Consider the following 10,582-nt stretch of genomic DNA (forward strand, 5'->3'; position numbering starts at 1 on the left):
AAGTACCTACATTGACTTGGTTTCTCCACACCATTGCAAAAGTGGGTGGCTGGTGTGATTCAAAACGTACAGGCATACCTGGATGGCTGGTCGTATGGAAAGGCTGGGCAAAACTACAAGACCGCCTACACACCTACCGAATGACAAGAGGTGTGGAGATGTGACTAAGAGACAGCCCAAAGGGAGAGGACTTTAAGCGTTTGCGCCACCAAACACCCTCTTCCTCAGAACTTTGAACATTTGCACCGTCAAACTCCCTCTCCCTCTGGGAGAGGGCTGGGGTGAGGGAAAACGGAAAATGGTCCATGACTTAGACATCAAGTTAAACTGCCTAAACCTCTGTATCACCCAAGCAAGCCCCCCTCCTTTCCCAACCCGGATCAATGACCTGAAGCAGTTTACAGGGCTTTATTTTTCCTGCGGATTAAAGGTACCCTGCAACACCATAGGACTAGAACTTTTATACCAATTAAGCCAGCAGGGTACCCCCGAAAACGGCCAGGACTGGCTGCTGACAGGGCCCCCTGTAAAACAGGGTCATAATGCAGTTTCAGGTTATTCTGCCCATCCTGGGCATCCTGCTGATATTGTTCAGCACCTCCAGCCTGCCCCCCATGATCGTCGCCCTGATCTACGGGGAGCCGGAGATTTCGCTGTTTATCTACACCTTTTTACTGACGTTACTGCTGGGCATCCTGCTCTGGTTTCCTTTCAGAAATATCAAGGATGAACTTCGCAACCGGGAAGGGTTTCTGGTCACAGTGCTGTTCTGGGTGGTGCTGGGGTCTGTGGGGGCACTTCCCTTTCTGATGATGGAAAGCCCCTCCCTGACCATCACCGACGCCCTGTTTGAATCCATGTCCGGGCTGACCACCACCGGAGCCACCATTCTTACGGATATCGAGCACCTGCCCCGCTCAATTCTGTTCTATCGTCAGCAGCTCCAGTGGCTGGGTGGAATGGGTATTATTGTGCTGGCCGTGGCCATATTACCCATGCTGGGCGTTGGGGGCATGCAGCTTTACCGGACGGAAATGCCTGGCCCGGTGAAAGACTCCAAACTGACCCCGCGAATCACCGAAACCGCCAAAGCCCTCTGGCTGCTCTATGTCTCCCTCACCGTCGTCTGCTCCCTGGCTTACTGGCTGGCCGGGATGAACCTGTTTGATGCCATCAGTCACAGTTTCACTACCATTGCCATTGGTGGTTTCTCCACCTATGACGCCAGTATTGGCCATTTTGACTCACACCTGATCAATACCATTGCCGTGTTTTTCATGCTGGTGGCCAGCGTCAACTTTGCCCTGCACTTCACGGCCATCCGTTATCAGACACTCACCAACTATTTCAGGGACCCGGAAGTGAAGGCCTTTCTGGCGATACTGGGCATTGTTTCCATCATTACCGTCCTGACCCTGATTCTTTCTGAAACCTATTCCCTGGATAAATCCATCAGCTACGGTATTTTTGAAGTGGTCTCAGTGGCCTCAACCACGGGTTACTCCTCTTCCAGCTTTTCTGCCTGGCCCACCTTCCTGCCCCTGTTGCTGTTTATCACCAGTTTTGCCGGTGGCTGTGCCGGCTCCACCGCCGGCGGCATGAAAGTGATCCGCGTATTGCTGATTTTCAAACAGGGAGTAAGAGAACTTCGTCGCCTGGTTCACCCCAACGCCATTTTTTCCATCAAGCTGGGAGGAAGACCCGTTGACAGCCGGGTCGGTGAAGCGGTCTGGGGGTTCTTTGCCACTTATATCCTGATGTTTGTGATTATGTTCCTGGCACTGCTGGGCACTGGCCTGGATTTAACCACCGCTTTTTCCACCGTGGCCTCCTGCCTGAACAACCTGGGACCCGCCCTGGGTGAAGCCGCCTCCAACTATGAAACCCTGCCCGATGCCGCCAAATGGATTCTCTGTTTCGCCATGCTGCTGGGACGACTGGAAATTTTTACTTTGCTGGTTCTTTTTACACCCACTTTCTGGCGGTATTAATCCGCCGGGAATTTGAATAACTGAGCCGTACTCGACCTGTCCTTTTATTAACCAGCAGCCTTCAAGGTGACTGCTCATATCGATGATTCAATACAATCACCCCAAGCATCTTCCAAAGTGAGTAGACAGACATACTGCTTGAAAGTTTTTGTGCACCAACCCTCAAGCAGTAGAAGCCTTGACTCTATTTTGGGTCAGAGTACTGTGGTTCCCTCAGAAGTCCCTTGAGTTTTTCCGGTGTCGGCACAGAACCGGAGTGCACCAGCTGCCCATCAATAGAAACCGCAGGTGTACTGACCACGCCAGCGCTCATAATGGCTTCCAGGTCAGTGACCTTATTTAATTGAATAACCAGATTCAACTGTTGCGCCACCTGCTCAACCCGTTCGGCTGTGATGACACAATTTCGGCACCCGGAACCATAGACGTTTATATTCTTCATCACTCTACCTCTTTGCCTTTTGATTTAAATCCCATTGACTACATAAAATTCACAGCGTTAAACAACCAGCCCACAAGACAGAAAGCCACCAGCAGATACACCGCAATCATCAGCAGCAATCGGTACTGCATCACTTGTTTCAGCATCATGAATTCCGGCAGGCTGACGGCAACAGCACTCATGCAGAACGCAAGCGTGGTTCCCAACGGCACATTTTTCGCCAGCAGACTGCCCATGACCGGTATCACCGATGTCGCATTGACGTAGAGTGGTATCCCGGCAAAAGAAGCCAGGGGAACGGTCCACCATTGACCATCCCCTAAATACGTCTGGAACCAGGTTTCCGGAATAAATCCATGAATAACAGCGCCTATCCCGACCCCGATAAACACCCATTTCCAGATTCTGCCGACAACCGTATGGGTTTCCTGCATCGCAAATTCATGACGATCTTTCAAGCTCATCACCGAGGGCTGGTAATCAATAGCGTCTGAGCTTTCCTCATCTTGATATTGCTTTGCCAGGAAGGGAACTAACCAACGCTCCGCCTTGATACGGTCCATCAGAAATCCACCCACAATACCCAGCGTCATACCAATCACGATGTACATAACGGTAAAACGAAGACCCAGTAATGACATCAGCAAAACAATGGCAATTTCATTGATCATGGGTGAGGTCAACAGAAACGCCATCGTTACTCCCAACGGGATACGTGCTGAGACAAACCCCATAAACAGGGGAATGGAGCTGCAGGAGCAGAACGGCGTCACAGCCCCAAAAACCGACCCCATCAGATAACCGGGAAAACGTCTCTTTCCCTGAAGGTAATAACGAACCCTTTCCGGGTTCAGGCCCGCCCGGACAATCGCGATGACATAGATCAGCACCGTCAGCAGAACCAGTATTTTGGCAGTATCTTCGATAAAAAAATGAACACCATTGGCCAGTGGTGTATCAGGGGTTAGCTGCAACAGTGAATATGTCACCCTGTCCGCCAGCCGGGTAAACCAATGCAACATGGAAGGTCTCCGCTAGAGTCTTATCTACTCTAAACACGAAGACCGCAGCAAAAAGATGCATACTTTTTTGATTTTTTTTATGGAATGGTCACCCCCTGTTTCTGGGCGTAAAATCACAGACACCGGTTTCATCAAACTGGATCTGGCATTTTTTTACCATCTGTGTCCGTAGCTTCTGACGTGCACGCTGTAATCGCGATTTCGCCGCGGGGAGTGATAACCCAACTGAACAGGCATAAGCCTCCTGCGACATTCTCTGAATATCACACCGTTCAATCGCATCCCGGTCTTTGTCTTCCAGTTCACTTATCACACGCATCATGCAGGATTGCAGTTCCAGCAGCAGCGGTGTATCGGGTTCCGGCTGAATCTGATCAATAACCGGCATTTTCTCAGGACAAGGCTTCCTTACAGCATCAACCAAGGTGTTACGTGCAATGGTGAAGAGCCAGCTTCTGGCATGATCCAATGAACAAAAACGAGCCTTATGTCTTAGGGATTTTAAAAAAACGTCCTGGAGCAGATCCTGGGCTTGCTCACTAGCCCCTGTTTGTTTCAGCAGCCAGGCATGTAAGTCCTTCTCGTTTGCACGCCAGGCTTTCATTAGGCAATCCACTCTTACGGCTCCCCATAATGACCACTATCAATAATCCCCAGCAGGGTAAATTGTCCACTTTAATGGGAGCTTGATGAATATCAACAGACCACTGAAAAGTGCCTGGCTGCTTTTATCAGAACACCTGATGTTTGCATGCCCACTAACTATAACGGCACAGAAAGCCTGCCCCCCCATCACACAAGGCCTGCAAGGGTTACTCGACCTCTGTAAGCTCTGTCTTTTATTGACCTGAGACATTCAGGCTGACGGTTCATATCGATTTTAATAACAGCCCCCCTTACCATCAAAAACATCCCCACCCGCTAACAGCAGAGTTTGAGGTAATAACAATGAAGCGTCTTCTACCTGCCAACCAGAAAATCCATCCCATCGGAATGGGAACCTGGCATATGGGGGACGATCCAAACCGGCGAAACCAGGAAATCCAGGCATTGAGAGCCGGGCTGGAACAGGGTGCCAACCTGATTGATACAGCAGAAATGTATGGAGAAGGCCGATCAGAAACGCTGGTGGGTGAAGCCATAAAGCCCTTTGACCGCTCATCAATCTGTCTGGTGTCCAAGTTCTACCCATGGAACGCTGACCAGCCATCCATGCGCCGAAGCCTGGAAAACAGCCTGCGACGCCTTAAAACCGATTATCTGAACCTGTATCTGCTGCACTGGCCCGGACAGGTGCCTCTGGAAGAAACGGTGATGGGGCTGGAAACATTAAAAGAGGAGGGAAAAATACTCAACTGGGGGGTCTCCAACTTTGATACCGCAGAAATGGCTGAACTGTTTTCTATAGAGAAGGGCACAAACTGCATCACCAACCAGGTGCTCTATAACCTGGGCAGTCGGGGGATCGAATTTGACCTGCAACCCTGGATGCGGGATAACCGGGTCTCTCTGATGGCCTACTCGCCAGTAGCACAGGGTGACCGTCTGGGGGCCGGACTGACCCGGAACCGGGTACTGAAAGAGATAGCCTCCGCGCATCAGTGCTCGATTTATCAGCTGCTGCTGGCCTGGTCACTTCGCGATGGTAACACGGTCGCCATCCCCCAGTCTGGCAACCCCCGGCATGTCATTGATAACCTCGAGGCCAGCAATATTCACCTTTCTGACAGTGAACTGGCGGCCATTGACGAGGAATACCCCCGGCCCACAAGGAAACAACCGCTTGAGGTGCTGTAAAAAATCAGAGAACTGGCACAGAGTTGCCTGCGCCAGTCTGTTGAAAGGATTGCCGATCCCACTCTTACTACAATGGGATCGGTTTTTACCCAGACAGAGAAAATATTAATACACGGTCAGGTAGTAAATGATCCCACCACTGCTAGCCCTGGCCACTAACTCTTTTTCACTGTCACTGTGCAGATCTATCTTGAAAATATTCCTGTCTTCAGACCAATACAGGAAGCGGTTATCCGTACTCAAGGCCAGCCCCTCAATCAACTCCCTTTCGTCAATATAATGAGTTTTCAGGTCTGAGCCATCAAAGTTGGCACTTTGAACCGCGCGGGTGGTTGCCCAGTACAAACGCTGATTGTCATCATCAATGGCAATTTGCTTAACGCCTTCATAGTCCCCCCCGATCACACCACTTCGCTTATTCGCCACCAGATAGCGGTCTGCGGTAGTCGGCTCACCAAGAGAAGAGCTGTATATTTTCAAGTTCCTGTTACCGGTTGTCCCCATGGAAAAGAAAAACCGGTCACTGGATTCACTGACGGCCAATGCCATGGGGTCGCATCCCGCTTTGCATCCCTCTTCGACAGGGTGATAAATCAAATGGTGAGGCTCTTCGCCAAAGCTGCCATCCCCTTCAAAAGGCGTTCTTAGAATCACATCCTCAAAAATAGAAGAGGTATAAATCCACCCCTTCTTGGGGTCTAGAGCCATATCACCAATGTTTCTGGGGTACAAATTCTGAAGGCGCTTTTTAGACTTGCCATCCAGGGTATAGGTATTTATTCCCCTGTTCTCATTGAGGCGAGTGGCATCTACCCGGGCATAAATGGTGTTGTCATAAACCTTGATATTGGTAACGTTCTCCCGAATCTTCAATTCCTCTTCATGCTCACCCCGGGCATTCACCCGTTTTACTTTGTTGCCTGTGGTGGGAAAGTACTCCAGCCAGAGAAGGTGGTCGACCGCCTCACTGCAGGTTTCACCATCATATGCGTATTTTCTGGCCCCGGAAAAAGGCACATTACGATCGCAAATCACATAGGCTTGAGACTGCGAATCAAAAACCCCCACTTGCAAAATCACATCATCCGGACGGATATTGACCGAGCTCGCCCTGAAGAAAGGATCCATTTCACCATAAGCATGACTGCCTCCAGATGCGATGGCACCGTTCACAGAGTCGGCGGCAATGCCACTCATGATCTCAGACTGAAACGCCCCATAAACCGAAGAACTGCTGTTGTTTTCAATGGTAATTGAGCTTTCCGACAGGGCATGTGTAGAAAGTGCACACCCCAAAGCCAGTACTGCCAAGCTTTTTTTTAACATTGTATCTACCTTGAGTTTCCAGAGGCACAAAGCAGAGTCAAAACCACTATTGATACTTTAAATATTCGTATGTATAAAAAGTGGATAATAATGCTTTAACAACCCGCTTTTATGCGAATGGCTAAGAATGACTCACAACAGTGATAACAATATTGTTTCCAGTTAAATCAACGTCCGTTATTTACCGATTATTTTTCGAGTACATACAGGAAAGCACAATAAACAAACGACATAAAATCAGTCACCAGAAATTCTATTTATTTACCACCACCGGCATTCTATAAAGACAAAAAAAGAATCCAAACAAATTAAGTGTTAATTTATGTATCAATGCAGACACTCGATATAACAACTTTAAAATACCAACAAAACTGTCAATTAATTTAACAACCTGATTAAATTCAAACGCTGTTGCTGGATTTATACCCAGAGAAATGATTTTAATAAGAGCTCTTTAAGAATATACAGTTCACACCTCCTGAACTCAACGCATCACTATTCTAAAAAGAATTGCAACCTTCAATAATAAGAAACAAAAACAAATTCAAATAAATAGATATTTTTCATCTGATGTTTTAAGTCAGTATTTAAAGCTGCTGGTTAACTGATAGGCGGGCAATAAGTTATCAGACCTAAAACAAAGCGCTTTTATTGCTCCCAAAGAGTAAGGACTATAAACGCTTGCACCGCAAAGCTCCCTCTCCCTCTGGGAGAGGGCTGGGGTGAGGGGAAAGATAAATGGTCCATGGCAGAGAAATCGAGATCAACTACCGAAGCCTCGGTAGGGCCAGACCTGGACTTCCATCCGCTGCACTTCTCTGGAAGCGGGTAATCTTGCTGAGCTATTTATTGTGCTCTACCTCCACAGCCCCGGCCTGCTCACGCTGCCTTTTCCGCTCATCAAGTCCGTCAAACGAGTAATAGTTCAGCGGTTCCTGTATCACCTTAACAGGCTGACCCTTTTGCTGCTGAGCAAATTCAACAAACTCATCCGCAGTTATGCCTTTCAGGTAAACCCGGATAAACTCATTCAACTCAACCACTTTGCCATTGGGGCCAACATTGATCTGTTTTAAGTTTTCCCATACCCAGTTAATGTAAATTTCATTTTTAGAGACTTTCTGCATCCCGCCGCTTAGACCGTAGATCAGCCCGATACCGGCAGCACCTGCCAGCACCTCCGGGCCAATCATAGCCACCCCGATGATGGCCAGAACGACAAAAATCACCATGGCCAGCGGTCCGGAGTTGGCAAAAAAATCAGGAATATCATCCCAGTAAATCACACGACAGCCTTCTTCAGTGAGTCGGTAATTAAAGACTTTTCTCCTGCAACGATAACCAAAAAACAGAAGACAGAGCATGAGAATACTAAAAAAAAGAAACGCGCCTCCAAATTCAGATCCTCAGCCAGATACGATTAGAGGAAATATTGAAAACACGACAAAATAAAACCCCATTTCAATATAACTGGCAATTCTGGACTGATCTAATAACTTGATTGTCCAGCTGTGCAAAGGCTTGGGAGCATTGCGATCGGCCTCTTCCAGAAACTGTTTAACATCAGTCATGGGCAGCGCCTCCGATAATAGCCAGCTCGACAATATCTTCCCGGTTCAGGGTATCCACCAGCAGGGTTTTACCGGACTGGTTATCCACCGGTTCGGCCAGCCCGGTGTCACTGAGAGCCAGCTTGTAACGAAAGCCCTGTTCAAGCTCACCGGTTACACCCAGCAGCTCAGGGGGGTACCAGATCTGAATTTCCACCCGGTCCGTCTCTTTGGTGGCAGGTAGCCAGACCTGCCAGATTCTTCGGCGGTTAGAAGCATAATCCGGTTCACCCAGTTCCCCCATTAGTTTTTCCGGCAATTCTGTGATGGGGGAAGCCAGCTCCGCTTCCGTCCAGAAACCATTTTCCCACTCCCGGGTAAATTCGGTACGAAGCACATCGTCCTGAAACAGAAGGCGACCGTTAATATTGGCCAGCTCTATGGCAACGGTCTGGCCTGCCAGCTTCCCGGGCAGGGCCAGTTTGAGCCAGTAACCGTCCCGTTCATAGACCGGGGTGTAGTAACCTTCCCGTTGGTGGTAGTACTGCCCTACCTGTTTTCGGGTGGGCTGACAGTAAACCTCCGGTTTCAGGGCAATTTCCCGCAGGGCCTGCCAGGCGGCCGCCAGGCCCTCACCATCCCGTGCCCAGGCCGGTTCTTTTCCCCAGGGGGTTCGGCGCAACCAGAACACAAACTACTTTTCCTTCATCTTTGCCCTGTAATTTAGGGATGAACGACAGTTACTTTTGTCTGTATAACAAAGCGCCTCAAAGTATGAATCTTTAGGTGGTGCCTTATCCACATATTGCTTATTATTTCTGTCATACCACTGATCCGACACTTTGAAATCGAGAATGTGCTCTGTTCCCGGCTTCAAATCTGTCGGCAAAGCAAAAAGGCTCAACCCCTGCCTACCTGTTTTCAGGCTATAACCAGGCAGAGCTGATTTTGAGGAACAGTACATTACCTTTCCTTTTCTGGGCCCAGAGACAATAGACTGAAACTGTCTTTGTATAGATATGCCCATAGGACTATCTGGTATTCTAAAGGTATATTCTGGAGCTAGATCAACCTCAGCAACTGGCTGAACCGCTATTCCCTCTCGCCCGTACTCAGTAATAACGGAAACGGTGAATTGAACAAGTTTGTACCTACACGGTGATCTAAAGTTAAGCTGTGTTGGAACTCTTAGCCTATAGTGGCTTGATTTACGGGTACTATTCTCTTCACTTAACCAGTAGGATTTATCTTGATCCTGTCGGTAAGAGTCAGTGCCTATACTGTATGATTGACACTCACGGCTCTTATCAGCAGCGATAAAATGCGACCACCCACTTACCTGTGAGTTTGGAGGCATAACCCCCTTAAAGATTATCCAGCCTGAATACTCTGTCGATCCGGGCTCAAGCAAACTGCTTGTACAGCCAGCCAAAGCACTACTGGCAACTAAAAGAACCGCACTCCAGGAACTCATTATATTGCTCCCATCAACGTTAAAGCTCTGGCTATCGAACCATTTGTTTTCTGACTCTCTGACTGGGCATAAAAGTGCTGCAATATATCTATATTTTGGTTCCAACCAATCAGTATCCCGAGCTCTTCTTTATGATTTTTAATGCGCCGTTTATAAAATAGACTCATTCTTTTTTTCTGTTGCCTCTCCCTCTCAGGAATTCCATAATTATTTGAGTTCAAATGATCAATAGAGTGCAAGTCAGCTTGTATAAGCTGCTCTAGCTGATGACTTCTTTGAGCTACCTCATAGACCGGGGTTGTATCGCCGTATTGATATCGTAACCAAAAGCAGACCATATCCTCACGTAAACCATCAAGGTATAAGGTTGAACTGTGGTCTGCCATCCTCAACACCAGGTAAAACAAGTTGAAAATTAGCAGTATCTTGACTTATTCGTCTGATCTGCACTGGTACTCCATGATGCTGATAATAGTCCCCCCCCAATTCCAACAACGTCGGTAACCCTGCCACACCCGGTATATTAGTAAGAACCAGCACACCAGCTATTAAAATCACTTTATTCAAGGAGGCATCAACTTTGGCCGCTGGTACGCCTGTTATGAAATCTTGCCCATTAATGTGACGAAAATGGGTAACCCCCTTGAAGTGCTCCGCCATCTGTTCATCCCCCACCCTGGGACTGCCGTAGGTGTATAAAATAATCCGGCAGTCCAGGATTGTGCTCAGATAACAGGCGATCAGTATTGCCAGTTCGCCCTATGGTGGACCCCATTGTCTAGACCACAAGATCCACTTTTTAAGTTATGTTCCGACTGTTGTTGAAGTCCTCAGCCAAAGTGTATTGCCTGAGGTGTTTTATAGTTCAGTGATTGATGTAGCCTTTCAGTATTGTAGAACTGGAAGTATTTTTCCAGCCCTTGGTACAGCTCGGCTACCGTTCTGAATTCGTTTAAATAGAGCCACTCATATTTCACAGA

General features: G+C 48.2%; 13 protein-coding genes. 2 read left to right on the forward strand and 11 right to left on the reverse strand.

Annotated features, from left to right (window positions below; all coding sequences use genetic code 11):
* Positions 1-542: 542 nt before the first annotated feature.
* A complete protein-coding gene (locus tag ACNRUY_RS24365; RefSeq protein ID WP_488114270.1) occupies positions 543-1,991 on the forward strand; it encodes a TrkH family potassium uptake protein in 1,449 nt (482 codons plus the stop codon).
* Between the two features lie 184 nt (positions 1,992-2,175).
* Here the strand turns inward: ACNRUY_RS24365 and ACNRUY_RS24370 are convergent, their stop codons facing one another.
* From ACNRUY_RS24370 to ACNRUY_RS24380, 3 genes are all read right to left on the reverse strand, one after another.
* The gene (locus ACNRUY_RS24370; protein ID WP_488114271.1) at positions 2,176-2,433 is read right to left on the reverse strand and encodes a thioredoxin family protein; all 258 of its coding nucleotides are present in this window, start codon (positions 2,431-2,433) and stop codon (positions 2,176-2,178) included.
* 38 nt (positions 2,434-2,471) lie between these two features.
* The gene (locus tag ACNRUY_RS24375; RefSeq protein WP_488114272.1) at positions 2,472-3,455 is read right to left on the reverse strand and encodes a permease; all 984 of its coding nucleotides are present in this window, start codon (positions 3,453-3,455) and stop codon (positions 2,472-2,474) included.
* An 88-nt stretch (positions 3,456-3,543) separates the two neighbouring features.
* A complete protein-coding gene (locus ACNRUY_RS24380; RefSeq protein ID WP_488114273.1) occupies positions 3,544-4,059 on the reverse strand; it encodes a sigma-70 family RNA polymerase sigma factor in 516 nt (171 codons plus the stop codon).
* Between the two features lie 344 nt (positions 4,060-4,403).
* Between ACNRUY_RS24380 and ACNRUY_RS24385 the strand changes: the two genes are divergently transcribed.
* Positions 4,404-5,252, forward strand: coding sequence for an aldo/keto reductase (locus tag ACNRUY_RS24385; RefSeq protein ID WP_488114274.1), 849 nt, complete (start codon positions 4,404-4,406; stop codon positions 5,250-5,252).
* A gap of 105 nt (positions 5,253-5,357) precedes the next feature.
* Here the strand turns inward: ACNRUY_RS24385 and ACNRUY_RS24390 are convergent, their stop codons facing one another.
* The 8 genes from ACNRUY_RS24390 to ACNRUY_RS24425 form a co-directional block, all read right to left on the reverse strand.
* On the reverse strand, positions 5,358-6,578 hold the full coding sequence (locus ACNRUY_RS24390) for a hypothetical protein (protein WP_488114275.1): 1,221 nt from the start codon (positions 6,576-6,578) through the stop codon (positions 5,358-5,360).
* An 842-nt stretch (positions 6,579-7,420) separates the two neighbouring features.
* Positions 7,421-7,864 carry a hypothetical protein gene (locus ACNRUY_RS24395; RefSeq protein ID WP_488114276.1) on the reverse strand — a complete coding sequence of 148 codons (444 nt, stop codon included), beginning with the start codon at positions 7,862-7,864 and terminating at the stop codon, positions 7,421-7,423.
* Between the two features lie 120 nt (positions 7,865-7,984).
* Entirely contained in the window at positions 7,985-8,149 is a 165-nt protein-coding gene (locus ACNRUY_RS24400) for a hypothetical protein (RefSeq protein ID WP_488114277.1), read from the reverse strand.
* On the reverse strand, positions 8,142-8,819 hold the full coding sequence (locus ACNRUY_RS24405) for a hypothetical protein (RefSeq protein WP_488114278.1): 678 nt from the start codon (positions 8,817-8,819) through the stop codon (positions 8,142-8,144). Before ACNRUY_RS24405 ends, ACNRUY_RS24400 begins: the two co-directional genes overlap by 8 nt.
* Positions 8,820-8,822: 3 nt before the next feature.
* A complete protein-coding gene (locus tag ACNRUY_RS24410) occupies positions 8,823-9,602 on the reverse strand; it encodes a hypothetical protein (RefSeq protein WP_488114279.1) in 780 nt (259 codons plus the stop codon).
* Positions 9,602-9,988, reverse strand: coding sequence for a hypothetical protein (locus ACNRUY_RS24415; RefSeq protein ID WP_488114280.1), 387 nt, complete (start codon positions 9,986-9,988; stop codon positions 9,602-9,604). The genes ACNRUY_RS24410 and ACNRUY_RS24415 overlap by 1 nt, the downstream gene beginning before the upstream one ends.
* The gene (locus ACNRUY_RS24420; RefSeq protein ID WP_488114281.1) at positions 9,957-10,355 is read right to left on the reverse strand and encodes a lipase family protein; all 399 of its coding nucleotides are present in this window, start codon (positions 10,353-10,355) and stop codon (positions 9,957-9,959) included. The genes ACNRUY_RS24415 and ACNRUY_RS24420 overlap by 32 nt, the downstream gene beginning before the upstream one ends.
* 77 nt (positions 10,356-10,432) lie before the next feature.
* On the reverse strand, positions 10,433-10,579 hold the full coding sequence (locus ACNRUY_RS24425; RefSeq protein ID WP_488110674.1) for an integrase core domain-containing protein: 147 nt from the start codon (positions 10,577-10,579) through the stop codon (positions 10,433-10,435).
* Positions 10,580-10,582: the final 3 nt, after the last annotated feature.

This window comes from Endozoicomonas sp. Z74 (assembly GCF_057680865.1).

Coding starts and splice junctions, on each gene's coding strand:
- ACNRUY_RS24365 (WP_488114270.1), top strand. CDS start 543: ATGCAGTTTCAGGTTATTCTGCCCATCCTGGGCATCCTGCTGATATTG.
- ACNRUY_RS24370 (WP_488114271.1), bottom strand. CDS start 2,433: ATGAAGAATATAAACGTCTATGGTTCCGGGTGCCGAAATTGTGTCATC.
- ACNRUY_RS24375 (WP_488114272.1), bottom strand. CDS start 3,455: ATGTTGCATTGGTTTACCCGGCTGGCGGACAGGGTGACATATTCACTG.
- ACNRUY_RS24380 (WP_488114273.1), bottom strand. CDS start 4,059: ATGAAAGCCTGGCGTGCAAACGAGAAGGACTTACATGCCTGGCTGCTG.
- ACNRUY_RS24385 (WP_488114274.1), top strand. CDS start 4,404: ATGAAGCGTCTTCTACCTGCCAACCAGAAAATCCATCCCATCGGAATG.
- ACNRUY_RS24390 (WP_488114275.1), bottom strand. CDS start 6,578: ATGTTAAAAAAAAGCTTGGCAGTACTGGCTTTGGGGTGTGCACTTTCT.
- ACNRUY_RS24400 (WP_488114277.1), bottom strand. CDS start 8,149: ATGACTGATGTTAAACAGTTTCTGGAAGAGGCCGATCGCAATGCTCCC.
- ACNRUY_RS24410 (WP_488114279.1), bottom strand. CDS start 9,602: ATGAGTTCCTGGAGTGCGGTTCTTTTAGTTGCCAGTAGTGCTTTGGCT.
- ACNRUY_RS24415 (WP_488114280.1), bottom strand. CDS start 9,988: ATGGCAGACCACAGTTCAACCTTATACCTTGATGGTTTACGTGAGGAT.